Origin of the sequence: uncultured Negativicoccus sp. (assembly GCF_902480485.1) — a bacterium.
Taxonomy (GTDB): Bacteria; Bacillota; Negativicutes; order Veillonellales; family Negativicoccaceae; genus Negativicoccus; species Negativicoccus succinicivorans.
Genome location: NZ_CABSTC010000014.1, coordinates 1 through 23,609, shown reverse-complemented (window position 1 = coordinate 23,609; position 23,609 = coordinate 1). Strand labels below are relative to the sequence as shown.

Here is a 23,609-nt window from a genome sequence, read left to right as displayed (position 1 = left end):
ATAACAATATGATTCTCGCGGGCGCGATTCCCGCCTGTATTTTAGCTCTGTCCGTCGATTACATCTTGGGTCGGGTCGAACAGCTCGTCACGCCGATCGCCACCCAACTTTCGCCGACAACGGATCGTCAAGCGGTCATCGGCCGCCACCGTCGCTCCAAAATTCTGATCGCGTCGCTGGCGATTTTACTCGTGCTCGGCGGCGGCTACGCCGGCATCCGGCAAGCGTTCGCGCCGAAAGCGGATGTGGTCGTCGGCACGAAAGATTTCACAGAAAATATCCTGATGGGTCACATGATGGCGGAAATCATTGAAGATCATACGGGTCTGAACGTAGAACGACGCATCAATTTAGGCGGCACCAATGTCGCGTTTGAAGCGCTCAAGAGCAAAGAAATCGATCTTTATCTTGATTACACGGGCACGGTCTACGTTTCCCTTTTGAAAAACGAACCGATCAGCGACATGCAGCGGGTGTACGAAGAAGGTAAAGCGGGACTCGCGCCGCTTTCCATCACCATGCTGCCGCAGTACGCGTTCAATAACACCTACGCTCTCGCCGTTCGCCCTGATTTCGCGGCCGCGCATAACCTGGAAACGATCAGCGATCTGCGCGCCGTCGCGTCAGATATGAATGTCGGCACGACGTTCGAATTTAAAAACCGACCCGACGGTTTGGACGGCATGACGCAAATGTACGGTCTGCAGTTCGCCAACGCGCTCGGCATTGACAGCTCCTCGCGTTACATCGCCATTAACAACGATGAAGTCCAGGCGATCGACGCCTTCATGACCGACGGCCTTTTGAAGAAATTTAATCTGAAAGTGCTGGAAGACGATCGGCATTACTTCCCGCCGTACTACGCGACACCGCTGCTGCGTACGGAAGTCGCCGAAGAACATCCGGAAGTGGTGGACGCGCTGAATGAACTCGCGCCGCTTTTGACGGACGAAGTCATGCGCGAATTGAATTATAAAGTGGACGAAGAACGTCAGGATCCGGAAAAAGTGGCTCATGAGTTCCTCGTCTCGCAAAACTTATTGAAAAAGTAAACGCCAATAAAAAAGCTCCCGCGGGAGCTTTTTTATTGTGTAAAAACAAAAAATTTCACACCATTCCCGACAAAATAACTTTTCGCAGGGCAAAAAATTATGCACGTTCCGTTTTTTTTGTAAACGGCGTGCTATACTGTGTTCAACATACGCGCCGTGTTCCCGCGCATGCCCGTTCAGAAAACAAAATCCGCCCCGGCGGGAATAATGCGGCGATCGCGTTCGAAAAACGCTCTGTCTGATGGCGCCATCAGCGCGCACCAATACTTGCATAAAGACGGTAAGGAGATGCCGGCATGAATCCTTTTTTGAATTATCTGACCACCGCTTGGCCGCACATTATGGAACTTCTGTGGGAACACATCGAGCTGACCGTGATTGCCGTCAGCATTTCGATTTTGATCGGCGTGCCGCTGGGTATTCTGATCGCGAAACGTCGCCCTTTACAAGCGCCGGTATTGCAAACGGCGAATATCATGCAGGCGATTCCGAGCATGGCGCTGCTGGGCTTCGCGATTCCCTTTTTCGGGATCGGTCGCGTGCCGGCGGTACTTGTCGTCATTATTTATTCCCTCTTGCCCATCATCAAAAATACATATACGGGGCTGACGCAAATTTCTCCCGACACCAAGGAAGTCGCCGTCGGGATTGGCCTCTCCCCCTGGCAAGTGCTGCACAAAGTGGAATTTCCGCTGGCGCTGCCGGTCATCATGGCCGGAATCCGTATCAGCGCCGTCACCTCGGTCGGTTTGATGACGATCGCGGCCTTCATCGGCGCGGGCGGCTTAGGTGATCTTGTCTTCGCCGGCATTCGTACCGTCGATAACAATATGATTCTCGCGGGCGCGATCCCCGCCTGTTTGCTGGCGCTTGCCGTAGACTACCTGCTCGGTCTCGTGGAAGAACTCGTTACACCGATGGCGACCCTGATTACGCCGGAACATACGCGCGCGATGATCAAAAAAGAACGCCGCCGCGCCAAATGGCTGATCGGTCTCGTCACGGCACTTCTCATCATCGGCGCGGGAACCACCGTCTGGCGCAATTACGCCGAAACGCAAAGCGATATCACCGTCGGTTCGAAAGATTTCACGGAAGGCGTCATCATGGCGCATCTGATGGCCGATATGATCGAAGATCGCACGGATTTACGCGTCACCCGTCACACGAATCTCGGCGGCACGCAAGTCGCCTATGAGGCGCTTAAAACAGGCGGCATCGATCTCTACATGGATTACACCGGCACCGTCTACGTTTCCATATTGCGCCACGAACCGCTGACCGATGTCGATGAAGTATATCGCCGCAGTCGCGATGAACTCGCGACCATGGGAATCATGATGCTTCCGCAATACAGTTTCGACAATACGTACGCTCTCGCCGTACGGCAAGATACCGCCGAGCGATACCGCTTGCAAACAATGAGCGATTTGATCGCCGCCGCGCCGCATTTGGTCGTCGGCTCTACGTTCGAATTTACCAATCGCAAAGACGGACTCCCCGGTCTGACCGCTTACTACGGCATGAATTTCGCCGGCACCACCGGGCTGGACGGCTCCTCGCGTTACATCGCCCTCCTCAATGATGACGTGCAGGTCGTAGACGCGTACACCACCGACGGCTTGGTCCGTAAATTCAATTTGGTCGCGCTCGTCGATGACCGGCACTACTTTCCGCCGTACTTCGCGACCCCGCTCTTGCGTACCGACGCCGCGGAAAAGCATCCGGAAGTCATTGCCGTGTTGAACGAACTGGGATCGCATATCAATAATCAAGTCGCGCAAGATTTGAACTACAAGGTCGATGAAGAACAGCAGGATCCGGCGAAAGTCGCACGCGAATTTTTAAAGCGCGAAGGCCTGCTGCACAAATTGAAATAAACAAAAAGACACCGCTCTGCGGTGTCTTTTTTATCATAATATCTTGCCCGTTTGTCATCGCCGGTGTCCTTATCAATCGCGTCACTTCGCGATGATCGTGCTGCGAACATTTATTTAGCGTTGCCCTGCTCCGGAAGCGCGCCCGCCAGAGGAGGCGCATCCTGCGCTTTTTCCAATACCAGCACGCGATGCGGGAACGGAATATCGATACCGTTCGCATCAAAGGTTTCCTTGATCGATTGCATTAAGCGATGATAGGTCGGCCAATATTCCGATGCATCCACTTCGGGCCGCATGTACACGCGCACGCTGTTATCGGCGAATTCGCGCACGCCGATCAGCATATCGTCCGCGTTCAGAACGCCGCCGTCACCTTTGGCGACATCTTTTAAAACGCTGACGACTTGATTCAGATCGGAACTGTAAGACACATCGATCAAAAGCTCCATGCAACGCGTCGGGTACGCGGAATAATTGACGATCGCGTTCGAGATCATCATCGCATTCGGCACGATGGTTTCTTCGCGACCGATCGTGCGCAAGTGCGTATTCATCAGCGTAATCTGCGTCACAGTGCCTTCCGCGTCGCTGACCCGCACGTAGTTTCCGATGCGAAACGGTCGGAAAATCAAAATTAAAATACCGGCCGCCATATTGCTGATATTGTCCTTCAAAGCCAAGCCGACGCCTAAACCGACACCGCCCAAAGCCATGACAAAAGAATCCGTCGGTACGCCGATTTTATTCAGCGACGCCAACGCGACCAATATTAAAATGACGAAATACAGTCCCTGCGTCACAAAGTCGACTACCAGCTGATCTACGTGCGAGCGCTTCATCATCCGCGCCAGACTGTCCCGCAGAAAACGGGCGATGTAGTAGCCGATCGCAAAAATCAGAATCGCCATCAGAAAATCAACCAAGTGCGTTGAAATAAAATCCCATGCATCGGCGGTCCATTGCGTGGCGGTGTCGACCTGTTCGGTGACCTCGTGGCTGACGTTCGTAGCCGCCTTGCCCACCTTATCATGTACATTATTGGCCAAATCGGCCGGTGTTTTTGTCTCCATAATACCTACCCATCATGTATTGTCTGCCTTCAAGCAAGCGTTGTTTTCTTTTTCCAAGGATCATTCGCTGCGTTCTTCCAAATCGCCTTCCGTCGCAAGATAAATGTCGCGCAGTTCGGCGAGCATTTCGTCCGGCGCGTTCCACATGCCGCGTTGTCGCGCTTCGAGCATCGTCTCGCTGATTTCGTGCAGCGCCCAGGGATTGACTTTTTGCATCCATTCCCGCACTTCGGGGTCGAGCACGTAGGATTCGGTGATGCGATTGTAAAGCGCGTCATTCATAACGCCCGATGTCGCGTCCCAACTGTAAGAAAGCATCGCGCGTTTGGCAAGTTCCAGCGCACCTTTATAACCGTGCTCCATCATGCCCTTGATGTATTTCGGGTTAAGCGCTTCGGACTGCACGACACGTTGGAATTCTTCGGCGAGCGTGCGCACCTGCACTCGGCTGCGCTGCGAGCTGTCACCGACGTAGGAGCGCGGCGCTTTCCCGCCCAAAGCGCGACTGGCCGCCACCATGCCGCCGTGGTACGCGTTAAAGTCGTCCGAACTCATCAGGTTCAAATCGCTCGTGTCTTCGTTTTTCACGGTGACGTCAAGCGTTTTAAGACGTTGCGCGAAGGCCTCTTTCGACGCGTGCGCCGCGCCGTTTTCATCGTAAGCGTAGCCGCCCCACGCCAAGTACGCGTCGGCGAGATCGGATTCGTTTTCCCAATTTTTTTCGTCCAACACATTGCCGACACCGGCGCCGTACGCGCCGGGCGGGCAACCGAAGACGCGGTACCGCGCCTCTTTGAGCGCCGCTGCGGGATCGGTACCGGCCGCCGCCAGTTCCGCCGCGTCCGCTTCGATATGTTTTTTAACAAAATTGATATTCGTCGGTTCGTCCAAATCCGCGACCAACGCGACCGCCTGATTGATAAGCGAGACCGCCTGCGGCAACGAATCGCGCACCAGGCCGCTGATACGCGCGGTCACATCGATACGCGGGCGACCGAGTTCGTTAAGCGGAAGCACTTCGAGCCGTTCCACGCGTCCCGTTTCCGCCCGCCAAATCGGTTTGACGCCGAGTAAATATAAAATTTCCGCGATGCATTGCCCGTTGCTGCGCAAATTCGGGCCGGCCCAAACGATGATGCCGACCTGTTCGGGATACTTGCCTTCTTCCGCCACGTATTGTTCCAAGAGCGCGTCGCCCAGCGCCGTGCCCAATTTCCACGCGGTCGCCGAAGGCATTTTCGTCGGATCGATGCCGTAGAAATTGCGTCCGGTCGGCAGCACTTCCAAATTGCCCGACGCGGCCGAGCCGCCCGGACCCGCCGGCACCATCACGCCGGACAGCGCGGCGACAAGATTCGTCAATTCCGCGCCAACGCCTTGAATTTTCGGCAAAATCGATTCGGTGATCAACGCCAGCACCGCGTCCAACGCTGGCGATTGCGGCGTATCCGCGACGAGGTCCTGCCAGGTATCCGCCTGCCAGTCACGCGCGGCGAGCGCCTGCAAAAGTTCTTCCGCTTTGCGGTCGACGCTGCGTTTTTGCGCGAGTTCTTCCGGTGTCGCGAGTGCTTTTTGCGCGATGTCCGCGTAGGGAACATCAAGTGCTTCCGCGAGCGCGTCGACAAGTGACGGCACATCGCCGTGCGCCACCGCGACGAGTTTACGCACGAGCGCGTATAATTCATCCCCCGTCGGCACTTCTCCCAGAATATGCAGACCGGTATGCGTTTCACTGCTCTCCATATCGTCCAGGAAATTGTGTACTTTGAGCATGTACTCTTCCTGATTTTCCGCCGTCGGTGTGCCGAACATTTCGGTCATGCCCAGTTTTTCCACCAAGGCCGCGATATCCGCGACCACGCTTGCCGTGTGTTTCGGTTCGTAGATTTTGTAATGCCGATACTCATCCAAAAGCGGCGCCAGCGCTTCCCAGTCACCGTACAAACCGCCTTGCGCCGTCGGTGCCGGCAGGTAACCGATCAACGCCGCCTGACCGCGTCGTTTGGCTTGAATGCCTTCGCCGATAATCGTCGTTAAATAGGGATAAATATTCGGCATGTCGTCCATCGTAATTTGCGAGTAACACTCTTCCGACAGGCCCATTTGTTTGCCGGGCAGCCATTCCTGCGAGCCGTGCGTGCCGAGGTGAACGAACGCGTCCGCGCCGAACACGTCGCGCAAGTAATGGTAGTACGCCAAGTAATGATGCGTCGGCGCAAGCGTCGGGCTGTGAATGATCGCCGACGGATCTTCACCGAAGCCGCGCGGCGGTTGTAAAGCGATGTAAATATTGCCGCGCCGTAAGCCCGGCAGCAAAAGTTCTTCGTCATTATTGACAAAGGCGTCCCCCGGCGCGTTCCCCCATGTGTCATTCATCTTTTGGACAACGCTCGCCGGTAATGTTTTTTCATACTTAATAACATCGCTGCCCGCGATTTTCGTCGCGTCGCGTTGCATTGCTTCGCTCAGGTAACGACGATCATTGGTCATGTGCGCGAGCACTTCTTCCCAAAGCTCCGCCGCCGTGTCCGGCAGCGCGCCGACATCGTAACCGTCTTTTTGCATGACCTGCAAAAGACGGAACAGGCTCGCCCCCGAGTCGAGGTCCGCCGCGCAACCGATATTGGTATTATTCGCGGGGTAATTGTGCAGCACGATCGCCACTTTTTTCGTCGCGTTCGGTTTGTGCCGCAGCGTCGCCCAGCGTTTCGCCTTGCGCACCAAAAGTTCCAAACCGTACGCCCAGGGTTCGCGTTGCGGCTCACCGCCCGGCTCAACCTCGCGATGGGACACGACCGCCCCATGCAGGATACCGTCCGTTTCAATCATCGCCACCGTCGCCGAGATTTCCGTCGGCGTCAGGCCGGCGGGATTGGCGCGCCAGGTCGCCTCATCCTGTTTGGAATGGTACGCCTGCAATGTCGGCACGCCGAGTTTTTCCAAAAATTTCGGATCGTTCGAGCGTCCCAGTCGCAACGACATGCGGTGATTATTGATGATCACATCGGGCACGACTTTGCCGTCGGCGTCATAAAAATATTCCTGCACGCAGGTTTCGAGCGTGCGTTCCTGACTCGCGCCGCTGCCCCAATGCGTGAAAAGCGGCAACGCGTTCATGCCAGCGCATTCGATTTCCGCGATCAGCGCATTGTAAAAACGCAAATTGCCCCAAAGCCAATCATCGCGCAAGAAGAAAAACCCGACCGTATATTTATCCGGATCGAGATGCGCCGCGGCGAATTCCGCAAGCGTTCCGTACGGTTCTTCGCCGGGATAGTATAATCCGTCCGTGCGCAGTTGTTGCGGTTCCGCCGTCGCGCCCTTGCCGATATGCAAAAAGGTGTTCGCGAGATAGCGCCAGAGGTTTTCGATATTGCGCAAACCGCTGTACGCCAAATACCGCGTCATCCGTTCGACCGTTTCCGGATCCACGCCGCGCGGACGGGCGGGGTTCGGTCCGTGCGCCAGCACCAGGTACGGCACATCGGGATATCCATTCAACGCGTTCAGCGTTTCTTCCACAAGCGTCTGGCCGCCCATGAAGGACATCACGACCAACGCCGCGTCCTGAAATGACGGCGGCGTAAAATCCGTCGCGTCACCGTTTTTGACCGGAATGACCTCGGCCGGAATGGTTTCATTTTTTTCGCGCAACGAGCGCAATGCCCGCGCGACATGGTCAGCCTGACTGTCAATATTGGTCAGCCAATAGACTCGTTTCATAGTTTCTCCTTTGTATTTCTAGCCGTTAACTTTCGTCTTTCGCTTCCTGAAAGCGACGTAAAATCACACCGCGATCATGGGTGGAAAGTTCATGCCACGTGACCGGTATTACGCTCATGCCGCCATTGCGATTGACTACATATAATTCGCGCCACGTTTCCGACACGCCGACAACCGATCGGTATTCCACCGTGGCGGTCGTTTTTTTGCCGAACGTCTCCCCGAACAGGCCGCGGAGCGTCGTCGGCCGCAACGTGACTTCCATCGTCTCGGCATCGAGCACGACAAGCACGCGCTTGGCGCTGTGAATCAACCAAACGCAAACCAAAACAGCCAGGGCGTATTCTCCCTGTAGAAGAGAACGCGGCGTCATCACCATTTGCATGCCGAAAACAATGCCCATCGCCGTGTAAATGAGTTGGAACGGAGCCGCCGCACGCACGGATGTCTCCAAAGTAATTTTCGTTAATGATTTTCGTTCCTGCATACAGCCTCCTTATATTATTGTAACGAACTCCTTCCCGACGGGCAAGGGCAATATGTTGTACCTTGTCTGTCGCGCGTTTGACACTGCTTTTTTCGTCAGGTATATTCAAAGTATAAATGTTGTTTTTCCGCTTTAGAAAGGAGCTAATATGATAAAACGAATCAGCGCGCTTCTTTGCAGCGCGTGTCTGCTGGGAATCACCGCCACCGTCGCGGCTCCGCCGCCACCCGTACCGCAGGCGATGCCGCCGGCCGTGCGTGAACTTTCTCCGCATCATCCGCAAGCGATCCGTTACTATTTGGACGATGCCGTGCGCGCGGGCGTAATGACTCGCGCGGAAGCGGACGCTACCCAAAAGTATATGGAATTTCGTTACGAACGTCGGCAAAAGGATCTGGAATATGTCGCCGACATGACGTTGGACGAACGCCGCGCGTATATGGCGCAAAAGCGCAAGGAGCGCGGCAATCCGCTGCTCGAATACGCGTGCTACGCCCACCTCACCATCGAGCGCGCGCAGGCGCTGATGAATTATTTTCACGCCGAAGCAAAAGGCGATAAATACGCCGCTAAGGCGCAAGGCGCTTCATGATGCCGCGCCCTCGCTTCGGTTGGCGCGTCCTTTGGTCGCTCTGCCTTTTTTGCTGTTTGGCGCTGACGGCCTTGGCGCAAAATGTGGTGTTGGTACCGATCCACGGTGAAATCAACGCCCAAACCGCAGCGCAACTCCATCGATCGCTTGCGACGGCGCAGCAAGAAAACGCGCCGGTGGTACTTGATTTGGACAGTTTCGGCGGCGTTTTGACCCATGCCACCGCGATGCGCGATGAAATCCTCGCTTCCCCGCAACGGGTAGTCGTCTACGTGCATCCGCGCGCCTGGTCCGCCGGCGCTCTCTTGGCGCTCGCCGGACAGGATCTCGTAATGGCGCCGGGCAGTTCCATCGGAGCGGCGGAACCGATTCCCGCCACCGAAAAAACGATTGCGGCCGTGCGTGGTGAATTCGCCGCGACAGCGGAACGGCGCAACCGTTCTCCGGAGCTCGCTGCGGCGATGGTCGATAAAACGCTCGGCTATCCGCCTTACGCCGCGCCGGGGACGATTCTTTCGCTGACAGAGCAGCAGGCGCAGGCCGCGGGTCTCGCGCAGACTTCGGCAGGTGATTTGACCACGCTGCTCGCGCATTACGGCTGGCAAAACGCCCGCCTCATTACCGTCGCGCCCGAGTGGTCCGACACGCTTGTCGGCTGGCTCGCGTCGCCCTGGTTGCAAATCATTTTAATTGCGATTATTTTCGTTTCATTATTCGCGGAAATCAAAACCGCCGGCTTTTCCGGCGGCGGCCTCGTCGCTTTCGTGGCAACGGCCCTGCTCTTTTTTGGGCAATGGCAAATCGGCAATCCATCACTTTTGGCCGCGCTCATGCTCGCGGGCGGCGTGCTCATCATCTTGACCGATATATTCTTCGCCATGACCGGTTTTGTCACGGCGGCGGGGATCGCTTTATGTATCGGCGGTCTGTTTCTGTTGCTCGGCGGCAGCAGCTCGGCGCTGTATATCATCGCCGGCGGGCTGGTGCTCTCGATCATCGTGTTCTGGCACCTGGCCAAACATCTGACAACAGGTCGGCTCTGGCGGCGTCTGACGCTTTCGCAACGAAGCGACAGCGCGTCGGGCTACACCAGCAATGACGACTATACCTTTCTTACCGGACACGCCGGCATCACCGCCACGCCGTTACGACCGGCGGGCACGGCCAAAATCGACGGCCGTCCCTATGATGTTGTGACGCAGGGCGAATTCATCTTGCGCGGTACGCCGATCATTGTGCGTCGCGTCATTGGTAATCGCATCATCGTTGCCGCACGTTCCGACGGCGAAAACGAATTATAAGGAGGAAATATGGACTTTATTTTTCCGGGCTTCACCATTGTGCTAGTTGTCTTTTTTATCCTGATTTTGCAGCATTTCGTGCCGATTGGGTTGTGGATTTCCGCACTGGCGGCCGGCGTTCATATCAGCATCTTTGATCTCATCGGGATGCGCTTACGTCGCGTGCCGCCGCGCTTGATCGTGTTGCCGCTCGTCAAGGGCTCAAAAGCGGGACTTGAGGTCAACGTCAACCAGCTGGAAGCGCATTACCTCGCCGGCGGTGATGTCGACCGCGTAGTCGACGCGCTGATCGCCGCGCATCGCGCTTCGATTCCGCTGACCTTCGAACGCTCCGCCGCGATTGATCTCGCCGGACGCAACGTGCTCGAAGCAGTGCAAATGAGCGTTAACCCGAAAGTCATTGAAACGCCGATTATCTCCGCGATGGCGAAAAACGGTATCGAATTGCGCGTGCGGGCGCGCGTCACCGTTCGCGCCAACATCGACCGCTTGGTCGGCGGCGCCGGCGAAGCGACGATCATCGCCCGTGTAGGTGAAGGCATCGTCACGACCGTCGGCTCGTCCGAACGTCACACCGACGTTTTGGAAAACCCCGACCACATTTCGCGCACCGTGTTGGAAAAAGGTTTGGATGCCGGCACGGCCTTTGAAATTCTGTCCATTGATATCGCCGACGTCGATGTCGGACGCAACATCGGCGCGGAACTGCAAACCGATCAGGCGGAAGCCGACAAACGCATCGCTCAAGCGCGCGCCGAAGAGCGCCGCGCGATGGCGGTCGCCAAAGAGCAGGAAATGCGCGCCCAGACGCAGGAAATGCAGGCCGAAGTGGTCCGCGCGCAGGCGGAAGTGCCGATCGCGTTCGCGGAAGCGCTCAAGTCGGGCAAATTGGGCGTCATGGATTACTATCGTTTGCAAAACATCAACGCCGACACGGAAATGCGTGAGGCGATTGCCAAACCGGAAAGCGAGGAATAATCATGGGTGTATTTTTACGAGCCGCGTTCTTTTTATCGCTTTTGCGCTTGGCGCTGTACTTCATCGCCGGTATCGGCATTGTCTACGCGATTGCCAAATGGTTAAACCGTCGTTGACGGCTTGCCGTGATCTCTGAAGGAGGCGCAAACTCATGGGCTTTATCGGCAGTATTATCCGCGCCATCGCGGTAACGACCGCCACTTTACTGCAAGTGTTACTCTACTTCACACTCGGCCGCGGTCTCTTCCGTCTATTTCGCAAAAAACGGAAACGCCACTAATGTAGCTGAAGTTCACCGCACAGGAAAGGACAACCTATGGATTCATTGTTGGGCATCCTGCTTGTCATCGCTATCGTTGTTGTCGATTCATTGCAATCGCGACGGCGTAAAAAATCACAACAAAATCATTTGCTGCCGACGGAGCAGCCGGACCCTTCCGCGCAGCAAAATGCGCAACCGCCCCGACCTCACACGCAGAAAGGCGCAACCGCGTCGCGCCTGCCATCATTGGAAGAGGCCATCGAGCTTATGAAAAAGCAATGGTTGGCGCCTTTCGAAGCGTCGTCGCATGACGATGACGAGAACGATCCGTCGGGCACCGATCCCGTTCCGAAAGAAGATCCGCCACCGGAACGCGCGCCGAAAGAAAAGCCGCCTATGGAAACACCGGCGCGGCATTCGGGAATGCCGATCGAAGAACCCGGTCGCCCCGCGACGTTGGCGCATGCCGGACACGATCGCGCCGGTCATCCGTTGCATCAAGCACCCGCTTCCGTACGCGATTTAAAAGAACCGTCGCTCGCGATCGGCAACGACAATCCGCTCGCGACGCTGAAAGCGACGCCCTTATCGGCGCGTCGCGTCGGCATGAAAGGTCGCCGCTTAACGCGCGAGGATTGGCGCAAAGGCATTATCATGGCCGCCATCTTCGGACCGCCGCGCGGCGATCAGCCGTATGAATTACCGTAATAAAAAACCGCCGTACGGCGGTTTTTTTGTGTCTTCGTTTTGTATTTTTTTATTGTGTGATGCTAATTCGGAAAGATTTATTGACCTTGCTTTGCGTTCGCAAGTCGGCTCTTCGCGTCATGAAGGTCGGCTGCTTTGCGTCGCTCCAACTTTTCCCGCGTTGCCGTCTGCGCGATAATCGCGCCGATCAGCTGTTCCAGCGGCGCGCCTTGCCGATAATCCGCCGGCGCTTTGTACTGAATTCGCCCGTCGCGCAGTAAACCGTCCACCATGGCGGTCGATTCGCCCGGCGCGTACACGCCGATCGCGTGGCCGCCCGAGCTCGCCACCAGCTTCATGCACGGAATGTCCGTCGCGCTGTCGCCGATGTAGACGATATTGCGAAACGGCACGCGCATCTCTTCGTTCGGAAAATATTCATTGATGCGTTCGTCATTGACATCAAGCACGCCTTTTTTGATGCGAAACAGAAATTGCGTTTTATTCGTGTAATTGACCGCTTGCGCCGGCCATACCGCCACCCCGTCTCCATCGTAGAAAAAGGAGCTCGCGTAAATCGCTTTGAATTCGTTCGCAATCGCCGTGCCCGCGATCATTTCTTTCAATCCCGACGAGATGATGTAATGCTCCACCTGCACGCCCGCAGCTTCCCCCAGCGCGTTCACGTTGGCGAACCATTCGCGCACGCCCGGATACAATGGCACTTGCGCGCCGTACTCCGCCAGTTGCTCGCGCGTGAACAACACTTTGCCGCGCGCCGTCTTCGCCATCAGGTACATGTACGCAAGATTGCGATCCATTTCATTTTGTTCTGCAAGCCTCCGCGACTCTCGCCAAAAATCCTCCACGGCGAAGCCGACGGACTGGATGTAGCCCGCGGCCTGCATGTCGTCCGGAGAAAGCGTGTGGTCAAAATCATAGCAAATCGCCAAAATCGGCGCTTGTTCCATGCTCAGCACCTCGTTTTATTTGATCGGGCAAACTCCCGACGCGCATTCTTCACGATCGTCCAAAATTTCAAATTCCTTGCCTTCGTTCCCCGTCGCCTGTTCGTAGTAATTCAGCAAATTGGGATTGAAGTCCTGCATCGTCGCCATCATCGCCTCGTACTCTTCCTTCGTGATCGCTTCGTACGGCGCGAGTTCATAGTGATGATCCGACAGGCTCAAAAACGAGCAGGCGAGCATTTCGTCCCAATGGTCGTACACGTTTTGGCAAACGTCGTCCCATTCGTCGTCTTTAATCGAAATCGTATTCGAACTGTTCTGCTCCGTGTAATACTTCTGGAAATCGTAATACGTCTGCAGCTGCTCCATCGCCGACACATCGTACTTCGTGCGCTTGACCGGCGAATAGCACGGAAAATCGATGACTTTCGTGCGCACATTCGGTTCTTCCTGTCCCACTTCGGGATGCACGCTCCAGCCGAGCGCCTCCGCCGTCTTGGCAAGCGGGTCGCTGGCGTTAACGCGGATCCGGCGAATAAAATATTCGCTGTGTGAGTAATGCAATCCCGGACTGACGCCGCCCGCCACCAGCGAGAGCGTGCCTTCCGGTTTCACCGCCGTCACCAGGAGCGAACGCGGCGTGCCGAGCTCGTCCGCGTATTCATCCGCCGCCGCGCGGACCGCGTCATGCAGTTCCCGCATCAATTCGATCTGTTGCTCCCGATCGTAGCCGAGCGCGCTCATCGCGTCCTGCCAGCCCGTCATCGAGCAGCCGAGCAAACGGTCGCGCTGATGGGTTTGGTTCCAATTGTGCAATTCGAGATTCATGCAGGTCATGCGGTAGCACGCGCGCGCGCTCAACCGTTCCGCCGCCAAAAGTTCTTCTTTCAGCAATTTGCCGTCTTTCACGAAGGCGAGAATATTGACCGTCGTCAGGTTACAGACGGAATTGCGCGGCAGTAAAATTTCAAAGCAGGGGTTCAGGCCCTCGAAATCGGCGCGACGGCGTTTTCCCTCCGCCGCATTCACGAAGCCCGGTTCGCCCGTGTAGCGCAAGGTGTGAAAAATTTGCTGCAAGCGTTCGCGCGACGGTTTTTCCGTAAAATAAATGCTGTTGTTGCTCATGAAGCGGTGGAATTTGTTCGGCGTAAGATCGGTTTTGGCCTCGATGACTTCATCGTCGTCCGGCGAAATAATCGCCGTTTCCGCCGTGCGACGTACGCCGCCGACCACCACGTTTTCGCCGATGATATTGCAAATATCGAGCACGTGGATCGGGCGCAACTGCCCTTCGACCGGCGCGGGCGCGAATTCTTCCGTCGTCAGCACTTTATGAATTTTTTCAAACATCGTCGCCAGCGATTCATACCCTGACGCGGTACCGCCGAACGTCACCAGCCGTTCGCCTTTCGGGCGCACGCCGTTGTAATTGATGCGGACCCGCTTAATTTTGCGGTAATCATGGCGCGTATGAATATCGAGATAAAACTGCAGCGCCTGCACCCAGCCCTCTTTGGAATCGCCGACCACAATCGTCGCGATATCGTCCGTGCGGAAAATAATCGACGTCGGATCGACTCGTTCATTCGACGGCAAAGGCTCAAACGGCAAGTTTTCCAAAACAACGTCATGGCGGAATTTCGGCAACTTCGCCACATCGTCTTTCAAAATGCGGAAACCCACGCCCGTGCCGACCATCAACAAATAAAACAGATCGACAAACGCGTGCACATTGTCCATCACCGTAAACGCGCAATTGAAATTCGCCGTGATCAGACTTTCCGACGCGCTCGAACCGCCGATCCACAAACTGCGTCCCGAAATAAACTGACGCAGGTTAAACACATTGTCAAACAACGCTTCCGCGTCTTCCTGATTTTCCGCCGCCATTTGGCAATTATACGTGAGCGCGCGCACGACGGTTTCCCGCCACGTTTCCCGCCGCCCTTCCTTCGTCAGCCAACGCGAATACGTGCGATAGTAAACGAACTTCGCCAACTGCGTCATATGCGCCGGAAAATGCGGATACTGCTGAATAAATTCCTCACTGAAACCGGTAAAACGACTCATATTCTCCTCCATACGATATCTTTGTAACCTGCAAGCAGGTAATCAATAATTTGTATATCTATTATACATCTTCTTTTTTCAGTTACAATATATTGTATAATGCAAAATTTGTATAAGCATTTTGACAAGCGCCTGACAGCAACTACCGCAAGCGCGAATTTTTCCGCCGCTTGCGCCTTCCGCGGGCGCGCGGTTGGCGGCACATCGTTTTTGTAATAGAATGAAACTAAGCGTAAAACAATATGTTCCCGCTAAAACAAAGGAGTCGAATGTAATGAGCAAACAAGCACGCGCGTTTATGGTGAATATCTCCGCCATTACGCGCCAGGGCATCGATGCCATCCGCTACACCCCCGTCAATCCGCGCGGCCTGGTGATTTGGTACCACGGCTGGAGCTCGAAGATGGCCGGACAGGAACTGCGGGCGCTGGCCTTTGCGAACGCCGGCTGGGAAGTCATCGTGCCGGCGGCTATCTACCATGACAATCGCGGCGAAATCGATTACGAAGATCCGAAATCCTATCCGTACTTTTGGAAAACGCTGTTCCAAAACGTGCGCGAAAGCGATATTTGGATGGACTACGCGCGGGAAAACGGTTACAAATTGATCGTGTCGTCCGGCCATTCCATGGGCGGTTTCTCCGCGCTCGGCGTCGCCGCACAACAAAAAGCGGTGTCCGGCGTGGTCGCGATCAACGGTTCCGGTCATTGGCCGCTGAGCCACCTTTTCTTCCAGGCGCGCTTCGGACAAATGTATCCGCTCGCCGCGGAAATCCATAAAGACGTGGAGGAAATGTCGCCGCACATGCACGCGCAGGCCCTCAAGAAAAAACCGTTCTACCTCATTCACGGCGCCGCCGACAACTCCGTCGACCCGCGCGCGGATGTGGAGTTCGCCACCATTTTGCAAGATGCCGGCGCCGATGTCAAAACGGAATTTATCGACAATCTCGGTCACTTCGTGACGACAGGCATGCTCGTGTCCGCCACCGATTGGCTCGGCAACCGCTTTTTATATACGGGTAAAAAGGAGGAGCGATGAAATCGGTAGCAATGCGTCGACCGGAGCAGGCACTCAGCAATGCAGACTGTCAGAAAATTTTACAGAAGCACCATGAAGGCGTGCTTGCTTTGATTGATGCCGACGGTCAACCATACGCCGTTCCGCTCAATTATTGGTACCATGATAATACGCTCTACTTTCATGGCGCCCCCCAAGGACATAAAATGAGCGCTATCGCCGCGCACCCGCAAGGCTCGTTTTGCGTGATTGATCGCGCCGATATTCATGCGGCGGAATTTACTACGTATTTTAAAAGCGTTATTGCCTTCGGACCGCTCACCGTCGTCCGCGACGTAGCGGAAATAAAAATGTTGATGCAGAGCTTCGGCAATCATTACCTGCCACAACATGAGCACACGGTGGAAGCTTTCGTCGATCAATATCTGAATGAAGTCGCGGTTTTTTATCTCAAAATTGAAACACTGACCGGCAAACAAGCCAGCGGTGTATTGAAAGAAGAAAAACTTCACGCCGCCGCGCAAATGATGTAAATCATTCGAAAAGGAGTCCCATGGAAACCACCTACACCTGGCCCTACGGCCGCCAAGAAATTTCATTTACATTGCCCGACGAACGGGTAAAAAATTGTTTAACCATGGCACAAATGCAGCCGCTCGCCGATCCGATCCGAGCGATTCGTGAAGCGCTGTTGCATCCGATCGACTCCGCCCCTCTGCCGGAACTGATTGACGCCGGCGATAAAGTCGCGATCATCGTCAATGATACGACACGCATCGCGCACACGGATATTTTTTTGCCGGTCATAGTGGAAATGCTGAACGAGCGCGGCGTGGCCGACGAAGATATCACGATTCTTTTCGCGCTGGGCATGCATCGCCCGATGACGGACGAAGAAATGATTTCGCAAATCACGGAAGATCTCTTTCGCCGTCTGCGCACGGTCAACGCCGAAGCGCGGCATGACGAGGATTATATCAAAATTGGCACGACCTCGTACGGCACGCCGGTCGCGTTTCACAAAGACGCGCTGGCCGCGGATAAATTAATTCTGACCGGCAGCGTCGTTCACCATTTCTTCGCCGGTTTCGGCGGCGGGCGCAAAGCGCTCTTTCCGGGCGTGGCGCATCGGGAAACCATCCGCCACAACCACTCGCTGATGCTCGATCCGCACGCGGTCATCGGTGAGATCAAAACCAATCCGATCTATCTCGATCAGGTCGAGGGCTGTGAAATGCATCGACCGACATTTTTGCTCAATACCGTCTTGAATGAAAAGAAAGAATTCATCGGCGTGTTCGCCGGCGACTACATCACTGCGCACGAAAAAGCCTGTGAGTTGGTCGACCGCATGAACGGCGTCGAAATTCCGCGCGAATATCCGATCGTCATCGTGACGTGCGGCGGCTATCCGAAAGACATCAATATTTACCAGAGCCAAAAAACGATGGACAACGCCGTTTGCGCCGTGCAGGAAGGCGGTGTCGTCATCTTGCTCGCCGCCTGTCCGGAAGGTTCGGGCAACAGTGAATTTGACGCGACGGTGCGCGCATATCCTTCGCCGGAAAAAATCGAAGCGTACGTGCGCGAAGATTTTCAAATCGGCCGTCACAAAGCGTACGCGGTCACGCGTTTGATGAAAAAAGCGGATTTCTATTTGCTTTCCGAAATGCCCGACGACGCGGCCCGCGCCGCCCTCTTCACGCCGGTGCATTCGGTCGAAGAAGCGCTGGCGCTGGCGGAACAAAAACTCGGTCCGAACGCGGACATTTGCCTCATGCCGCAAGGCAGCTACACGGTGCCGCGGCTTGTGAAAAAGGCGTAAGGAGAAACCATGGCGTATTTAAAAGTAGACATCGGCGATATCGTCAACATGAAAAAACCGCATCCCTGCGGCAGTAAGGAATGGGAAGTCTTGCGCATCGGCGCGGATTTTCGCATTCGCTGCCGCGGTTGCGGTCATACCGTGATGATCGCCCGTCCGAAATTCATGAAAGCGGTGCGCGGCGTCGTCACCAAAGTCGCCGATCGCGACGATTTCGCGCCGCCGACCGACCGTTCTTTTCCCGCGGACGATGCCGCGCAAAATTAACCAACAAAAAAGACCTCGTACGAGGTCTTTTTTGTTGCGTCATCAGCCGCGGATGATATCGCGCGATAACGCGCCGCAAGTCGGGCCGGCATCCGCCTCCCGCACGCCGGTCAAAATTTTGGTTTCATAGAGCCAAATCGCGTGCAAGGACACGATAATCGAGCCCGCGTTGTGCACGATCGCGCCCGTCACCGGCGTCAGCCAACCGAAAAGCGATAAAATGACGCCGAGAATATTCAGCGACAACGCGATCGCCAAGTTGATGTGAATCGTGCGCAAGGTCTTTTGCGAAAGACGCGCGAGGTACGGTAAACGAGTCATGTCGCTCCCCGGCAAAATAATATCCGCCGCTTCGATCGCCATATCGCCCGCCGTGCCGCCGATCGCGATTCCGACATCGGCGCGTTTCAGCGCGGCCGCGTCGTTCACGCCGTCGCCGACCATCGCCACGCGTCGGCCCGCTTTTTGCTGCGCGGCAATATACTCTACTTTATCTTCCGGCAGCAGGCGCGCGTGCACTTCATCAATGCCCACGGTTGCGCCGACGAATTGCGCCGTTTGCGTATTATCACCCGTCAACATGACCGGCGTAAGTCGAGCGCGTTGCAACGCCGCCGTCACCGCCGGCATCTGCGCGCGCACCGTATCCGCGAAAGCGACCACGCCGATGAGTTGATCCGCTTGCGCCACAAGCACCGCAATCTTGCCGTTGCTACGTAACTCGTTCAGCGTGGCTTCCACCGTCGGCGCGATGTCGATTCCTTCTTGCGCGAGGTAATGTTCACTGCCCGCGTAAAGAACGCTGCCGTCGGTCAGCCGAACGCGCACGCCGCGGCCGCCCGTCATCACAAAATCGGTATGCTCGGGCAGCGTGACGCCGACAGCCTGCGCCTTGTGCAGAATCGCCTTGCCGAGCGGATGCTCGCTTTGTTCTTCCGCCGCCGCCGCCAACGCCAAGACCTCTTGCGCGGAAACATCGTCTTGCAACGGCAACACATCCGTCACCGCGAGTTCGCCGGTCGTAATCGTGCCCGTTTTATCCAACGCGAGCGTATCGATGCGCCCCATCACTTCGAGCGCCGCCCCCGATTTGATAATCACGCCGGCTTTAGTCGCCTGCCCGATCGCCGCCACAATCGCCGTCGGCGTGGAAAGCGCGAGCGCGCACGGACAAAAGACGATCAGCACCGTCACGGTCCGATAAATCGTTTCCGTGAGCGGCGTGCCCCACCAAAAATTAAGCGCAAAGACGATAAGCGACAGGGCAATCGCCGTCGGCACGAGGTAGCGCACCCACCGATCCACCGTGCGTTGCACCGGCGCCTGCTCGTTTTCCGCCTCGCGCACCAAGCGCACCAGCCGTTGCATCGAAGCATCCGCGCCGACTTTCGTCGCGCGCATTTCAATCGCGCCGAAACCGTTCACCGTGCCGCCGAACACTTCCGAGCCGTCACGTTTATCCACCGGCAGCGATTCGCCCGTGAGCATCGCTTCATCGACCGCCGTCGCGCCCGTCAGCACCACGCCGTCCGCCGGAATCGTTTCGCCCGGATGCACGCTCAGGCGATCACCGACGCGGATCTCTTCCGCCGTTACCATTTCCGTTTCGCCCGCGTCATTGATCCGCCGCCCCTGCGCCGGCGTCTGCGCCAAAATTTGCTCCAAGCCGCGGCGCGCGCGTTGCACCGTGCGCCCTTCCAGCCATTCCCCGAACGCCATGATCCACGCCACTTCCGTCGCCGCGAACACTTCGCCCAACGCGACGCAGGCGACCAGCGCGATCCCGACCAAGAGCCACGACGTTAATTCTTTATCTTTCACGAGATATTCGATCCCGCCGAACAACAGCGGTATGCCCGTCAACAAAAGCACGCCCCAACCGGGATCATACATTTGCAAAAAAGCGTTACTCGTCAAATGACCGTACGCGCTCACGAGCAGCAACACGGTCATCAGTACCATCATGCGCGGTCTAAGCGCCCACTCCCACCAGCGATCCCACATAGTTCCTCCTTGTCAAATCTACTCTGTATCGTTACAATGTAAGTATTTAATGAACACATTGTTTCTTATTTGCTTTCATTGTAAAAAATATTCAGTGCCTTGACCAGACGCAAACAAGAGGAATCGTTCGTTACTGAATAGAATCTTGCATTTGTTCAATAAAATAATCGCTGGCGCGCGCAATTTTTTGCGTCGACGCGGAAAGGAAATAGTATGGATCGCCGTCAAATCAAAACGCGCAACGCCATTTTTCAGGCGTTCACCGAACTTTTAACCCGCCGCCGTTACGCGCAAATCACCGTGCAACAAATCATCGACGCCGCCAATATCGGGCGCAGTACATTTTACTCCCACTTTCCCACGAAAGAGGCGCTCATGGAAGCGCTTTTGACCGAACTCTTCGGCCATGTTTTCGCCGGCGTCGGCGTGCATTGCCCCATTCCCGAATTCACGCCGCAAGGCAACGGCTACCGCGCGTACACCACGCACATTCTCTACCACATCAGTAATCAACGCGAAGCCTTTATGCGGCTCTTGCGTTCCGACAGTCGCGATATCTTTTTGCGTTATCTCAAAGAGCATCTGAAATTGCAACTCGGCGAATATTGGCTCAATCACGAAGAAGGCGAACGGCCCGCCGTCCCCTCTGATTTTTTGCGCAACCATTTCGCCTGCACTTTTGTCGAGACCATTCACTGGTGGATTGAAAATGACATGCGTCAAACGCCTGAAGAAATCGCCGGCTACTTCACCGCCGTCATGGATCCTCTGCTCGGCCGCTGAAATAAAATCGCATCGGCATGCAGGGCCGTTAATTTGCCCGTCTGTCATCAAACCTTCCGTAAATGCCGTCTTGCTAAAAAGGCCATCGACATTACCAACATACTTGTAATATCGATGGCCTTTTACGTACAAAAAACCGCCCGAAGGCGGTTTTGATTAATCTACCGAAAACGGCAAGAGCGCAATCGCGCGAGCCTGTTTAATCGCCCGATTGATTTTGCGCTGATCTTTCGCGCAGGCACCGGTCACACGGCGCGGCAGAATTTTGCCGCGTTCGGAAGTGAACCGACGCAGTAAATTGATATCTTTATAATCGACGTGCTGGATTTTGTCGGCGCAAATGGCGCAAACTTTCCGGCGCGGTCGACGTTGACGATCTCTTCTCATAATTTGCCTCCCTATCGGTCTTGCGTTAGAACGGGATATCGTCGTCGTTGCCACTACCACCGAACACTGGTCCGCCCGGCTGGTTACCAAAGTTGCCGCCGGCTTGCGGCTGAGCACCGAACTGACTGTAGTCAGCGCGCGGTTCCGGCGCAGCGGACGGCTGCTTGTCGTAATCGACGTTCGGCGCGACAAGGTTCGCTACGACTTCGGTGATGTAGCGTTTCTCGCCTTCCTGCGTCTCATACGAGCGGGTTTGGAAGCGACCTTCGACGAATGTGCGGGTGCCTTTTTTCAGGCGGTTGCCGACGAGCTCGGCGAGTTTGCCCCACGCAACGACCGGAATAAAATCTGTACTTTCTCGTTTTTCCCCCTGCACGCTGACCCAGCTGCGGTTGACCGCAACGGTGAACGATGCGACAGGTTTTCCTGTTTTCGTGTAACGAACTTCAGGATCCCTGGTGAGGTTGCCGATGATTTGTACGGAATTCATAGTCTACCTCCGGACTTATTTGTCCTGTTTGACAATCAAATGACGAATGATTTTTTCATTGATCTTGATGACGCGGTCGATTTCTTTGATCTGCGCCGGATCAATGGCAAATTCAACGAGCACATAGTTGCCGTCGGTCTGCTTTTGGACTTCGTAAGCGAGACGACGTTTGCCCATGCGGTCAATGTTGTTCACCGTGCCGCCATTTTTGGTGATGAGGTCTTCGACGCGTTTCACAATCGCGTCAGCTGCCTCTTCGTCCAGTCCGGCATTGATGATGAACATGACTTCATAGTTTTTGTTCATTTGGACACCTCCTCTTTTGGACATATGGCCCTTTCGTACAAAGGGCTAGGAGCGGTATCTTTCGATACACAGCTTATATATTATAACGTATTTATTTTTACTTTACAAGTTTTCTTTCGGCGCGGTACTTTTGTTTTGCGCCTTCGTATTGTATAATAAGCATGTCTGTGCGGGGATATTTTCGCCCGCGGAGCGTTCATGACAAGACGGAAATGAAAGGATGTGGAACGGTGCTCATCGCGTACAAACATGACGAAGATCAAATCCTGCAGGAGGTCGTGCCGGAAGCGGCGGAAAAAGGCTCCTGGCTTAACGTCGTGAATCCGACGGAAGAGGAATTGGTCCGTCTGGCCAAGATTACGCCGATTCCGATTGAAGATTTCCGTTCGGCATTGGACCCGGAAGAACGTTCCCACGTGGAATTGGAAGACGATTACATTTTCGTCGTCATCAATACGCCGGTCGTGCGGGAAACGGAAGACAGCTATGACGCGTTGCCGCTCGGTATTTTTATTACCGAAAAGCATTTCATCACGGTCTGCCTTGAAGAAAGCGCCGTGCTCGCGCCGTTTCGCGGCAATACGTACAACACATTCCGCACGTACAAAAAGACGCGCTTTCTGTTCCAACTGATGAACCGGACCGCGACGCTCTTTTTACAAGCCTTGGGAAAAATCAACAAGCGCACCGACGTCATCGAAGCCCGCTTGCGGGAAACGGCGGAAAATAAAGAATTTTTCCAACTGCTCGAACTTTCGAAATCACTCACGTATTTCACCAGCGCGCTCAAAGCGAACGGCGTCGTGATGGAACGCCTCCTGCGTCTGCGCAACAACGTGCAGCCGCGCCCGCTTTTGAAGATGTACGAGGAAGACGAAGATCTGCTCGAAGACGTCATCATCGAAAACAAGCAGGCGATCGAAATGGTTCAAATGTATTCGCAAAACTCGAACAGCATGATGGACACGTTCGCCTCCATCATCAGCAACAACTTGAGCCAGGTCATGAAGCTGCTCACCTCGGTGACGATTTTGCTCGCCGTGCCGACGGCGGTATTCAGCCTGTGGGGAATCAACACGGGCGTGCCTTGGGAAGGTCAGATGATCGGTTTTTGGGATGTCCTCGGCATCGCTTTCGTCTCAACGGTAGTGGCGCTTTTCATTCTCTGGCGACGTCATTATTTATAATTTTCTTTCTTTTTGGCAACGATTTCGGTAGAATAGAGAAGTCACAACTTTGGAGAGGTGTCCGAGTGGTTTAAGGAGCCGGTCTTGAAAACCGGTGATCCCGCAAGGGGCCGTGGGTTCGAATCCCACCCTCTCCGCCATTTTAACCAAACAGAGCGCGACCATGTCGCGCTTTTTTGCTACGCGAAATAAATACTGCGAGTTAAATTTTTATAAAATTGCATCTTCCTTTTAAGATGATATAATTAAAACATAATAAATATTGAGAT

22 protein-coding genes and 1 tRNA gene are annotated in these 23,609 nt (G+C 55.2%); 14 read left to right on the top strand and 9 right to left on the bottom strand.

Features of this window, described 5'->3' with window-relative positions:
• Together RDN69_RS02080 and RDN69_RS02075 are read left to right on the top strand one after the other, a co-directional pair.
• A partial coding sequence (locus RDN69_RS02080; RefSeq protein ID WP_288218198.1) for a glycine betaine ABC transporter substrate-binding protein occupies positions 1–1,052 on the top strand: 1,052 nt, incomplete at its 5' end.
• A 296-nt stretch (positions 1,053–1,348) separates the two neighbouring features.
• Positions 1,349–2,932: an ABC transporter permease/substrate-binding protein gene (locus RDN69_RS02075; RefSeq protein ID WP_288218197.1), complete on the top strand. Its 1,584-nt coding sequence runs from the start codon at positions 1,349–1,351 to the stop codon at positions 2,930–2,932.
• Positions 2,933–3,042: 110 nt separating this feature from the next.
• Here RDN69_RS02075 and RDN69_RS02070 read toward each other — a convergent pair whose 3' ends face one another.
• Genes RDN69_RS02070 through RDN69_RS02060 form a run of 3 tightly spaced genes read right to left on the bottom strand, consistent with a single transcriptional unit; the run spans position 3,043 to position 8,212 of the window.
• Positions 3,043–4,002, bottom strand: a complete 960-nt coding sequence (locus tag RDN69_RS02070) for a mechanosensitive ion channel family protein (RefSeq protein WP_273259456.1) — start codon at positions 4,000–4,002, stop codon at positions 3,043–3,045.
• A gap of 60 nt (positions 4,003–4,062) precedes the next feature.
• Positions 4,063–7,725: a cobaltochelatase subunit CobN gene (gene cobN / locus RDN69_RS02065; protein ID WP_288218196.1), complete on the bottom strand. Its 3,663-nt coding sequence runs from the start codon at positions 7,723–7,725 to the stop codon at positions 4,063–4,065.
• A 25-nt stretch (positions 7,726–7,750) separates the two neighbouring features.
• Positions 7,751–8,212, bottom strand: coding sequence for a hypothetical protein (locus RDN69_RS02060; protein ID WP_024048397.1), 462 nt, complete (start codon positions 8,210–8,212; stop codon positions 7,751–7,753).
• Between the two features lie 148 nt (positions 8,213–8,360).
• Here RDN69_RS02060 and RDN69_RS02055 point away from each other — a divergent pair, with 148 nt between their 5' ends.
• From RDN69_RS02055 to RDN69_RS02035, 5 genes are all read left to right on the top strand, one after another.
• The gene (locus RDN69_RS02055) at positions 8,361–8,804 is read left to right on the top strand and encodes a hypothetical protein (RefSeq protein ID WP_024048396.1); all 444 of its coding nucleotides are present in this window, start codon (positions 8,361–8,363) and stop codon (positions 8,802–8,804) included.
• Complete coding sequence (locus RDN69_RS02050) at positions 8,801–10,105, top strand: nodulation protein NfeD (RefSeq protein ID WP_273261491.1); 1,305 nt, start codon at positions 8,801–8,803, stop codon at positions 10,103–10,105. The genes RDN69_RS02055 and RDN69_RS02050 overlap by 4 nt, the downstream gene beginning before the upstream one ends.
• 9 nt (positions 10,106–10,114) lie before the next feature.
• Positions 10,115–11,083 (top strand): flotillin-like protein FloA, encoded by a 969-nt coding sequence (gene floA, locus RDN69_RS02045; protein ID WP_024048394.1) that lies wholly within the window; start codon positions 10,115–10,117, stop codon positions 11,081–11,083.
• A gap of 151 nt (positions 11,084–11,234) precedes the next feature.
• Complete coding sequence (locus RDN69_RS02040; protein WP_288218195.1) at positions 11,235–11,363, top strand: hypothetical protein; 129 nt, start codon at positions 11,235–11,237, stop codon at positions 11,361–11,363.
• Positions 11,364–11,399: 36 nt separating this feature from the next.
• Positions 11,400–12,053: a hypothetical protein gene (locus RDN69_RS02035; RefSeq protein WP_288218194.1), complete on the top strand. Its 654-nt coding sequence runs from the start codon at positions 11,400–11,402 to the stop codon at positions 12,051–12,053.
• Between the two features lie 77 nt (positions 12,054–12,130).
• Here the strand turns inward: RDN69_RS02035 and RDN69_RS02030 are convergent, their stop codons facing one another.
• Both RDN69_RS02030 and nrdJ read right to left on the bottom strand, forming a co-directional pair.
• Positions 12,131–13,003 (bottom strand): HAD family hydrolase, encoded by an 873-nt coding sequence (locus RDN69_RS02030; protein WP_288218193.1) that lies wholly within the window; start codon positions 13,001–13,003, stop codon positions 12,131–12,133.
• A gap of 15 nt (positions 13,004–13,018) precedes the next feature.
• A complete protein-coding gene (nrdJ, locus tag RDN69_RS02025) occupies positions 13,019–15,070 on the bottom strand; it encodes a ribonucleoside-triphosphate reductase, adenosylcobalamin-dependent (protein ID WP_288218192.1) in 2,052 nt (683 codons plus the stop codon).
• A gap of 274 nt (positions 15,071–15,344) precedes the next feature.
• Here nrdJ and RDN69_RS02020 point away from each other — a divergent pair, with 274 nt between their 5' ends.
• The 4 genes from RDN69_RS02020 to RDN69_RS02005 are packed head-to-tail and all read left to right on the top strand — an operon-like array spanning position 15,345 to position 18,183.
• Positions 15,345–16,112 carry a S9 family peptidase gene (locus tag RDN69_RS02020; RefSeq protein ID WP_159822843.1) on the top strand — a complete coding sequence of 256 codons (768 nt, stop codon included), beginning with the start codon at positions 15,345–15,347 and terminating at the stop codon, positions 16,110–16,112.
• The gene (locus RDN69_RS02015; protein WP_159822841.1) at positions 16,109–16,624 is read left to right on the top strand and encodes a pyridoxamine 5'-phosphate oxidase family protein; all 516 of its coding nucleotides are present in this window, start codon (positions 16,109–16,111) and stop codon (positions 16,622–16,624) included. The genes RDN69_RS02020 and RDN69_RS02015 overlap by 4 nt, the downstream gene beginning before the upstream one ends.
• A 20-nt stretch (positions 16,625–16,644) precedes the next feature.
• Positions 16,645–17,916, top strand: a complete 1,272-nt coding sequence (gene larA / locus RDN69_RS02010) for a nickel-dependent lactate racemase (protein WP_288218191.1) — start codon at positions 16,645–16,647, stop codon at positions 17,914–17,916.
• A gap of 9 nt (positions 17,917–17,925) precedes the next feature.
• Positions 17,926–18,183 carry a DUF951 domain-containing protein gene (locus RDN69_RS02005; RefSeq protein ID WP_034437186.1) on the top strand — a complete coding sequence of 86 codons (258 nt, stop codon included), beginning with the start codon at positions 17,926–17,928 and terminating at the stop codon, positions 18,181–18,183.
• Positions 18,184–18,225: 42 nt separating this feature from the next.
• Here the strand turns inward: RDN69_RS02005 and RDN69_RS02000 are convergent, their stop codons facing one another.
• The gene (locus tag RDN69_RS02000) at positions 18,226–20,187 is read right to left on the bottom strand and encodes a cation-translocating P-type ATPase (RefSeq protein ID WP_052098634.1); all 1,962 of its coding nucleotides are present in this window, start codon (positions 20,185–20,187) and stop codon (positions 18,226–18,228) included.
• A 213-nt stretch (positions 20,188–20,400) separates the two neighbouring features.
• Between RDN69_RS02000 and RDN69_RS01995 the strand changes: the two genes are divergently transcribed.
• Positions 20,401–20,970: a TetR/AcrR family transcriptional regulator gene (locus tag RDN69_RS01995; protein ID WP_034437185.1), complete on the top strand. Its 570-nt coding sequence runs from the start codon at positions 20,401–20,403 to the stop codon at positions 20,968–20,970.
• A gap of 156 nt (positions 20,971–21,126) precedes the next feature.
• On the opposite strand, the gene rpsR is transcribed toward RDN69_RS01995, so the two are convergent.
• The 3 genes from rpsR to rpsF are packed head-to-tail and all read right to left on the bottom strand — an operon-like array spanning position 21,127 to position 22,153.
• Positions 21,127–21,357, bottom strand: a complete 231-nt coding sequence (rpsR, locus tag RDN69_RS01990) for a 30S ribosomal protein S18 (protein WP_024062763.1) — start codon at positions 21,355–21,357, stop codon at positions 21,127–21,129.
• A 25-nt stretch (positions 21,358–21,382) separates the two neighbouring features.
• Positions 21,383–21,847: a single-stranded DNA-binding protein gene (locus tag RDN69_RS01985; RefSeq protein WP_024062762.1), complete on the bottom strand. Its 465-nt coding sequence runs from the start codon at positions 21,845–21,847 to the stop codon at positions 21,383–21,385.
• 15 nt (positions 21,848–21,862) lie between these two features.
• Positions 21,863–22,153: a 30S ribosomal protein S6 gene (rpsF, locus tag RDN69_RS01980; protein WP_024048739.1), complete on the bottom strand. Its 291-nt coding sequence runs from the start codon at positions 22,151–22,153 to the stop codon at positions 21,863–21,865.
• 230 nt (positions 22,154–22,383) lie between these two features.
• Between rpsF and RDN69_RS01975 the strand changes: the two genes are divergently transcribed.
• Together RDN69_RS01975 and RDN69_RS01970 are read left to right on the top strand one after the other, a co-directional pair.
• Entirely contained in the window at positions 22,384–23,340 is a 957-nt protein-coding gene (locus tag RDN69_RS01975) for a magnesium transporter CorA family protein (protein ID WP_052098632.1), read from the top strand.
• 51 nt (positions 23,341–23,391) lie between these two features.
• Positions 23,392–23,480 (top strand) — tRNA-Ser (locus RDN69_RS01970).
• Positions 23,481–23,609 lie beyond the last annotated feature (129 nt).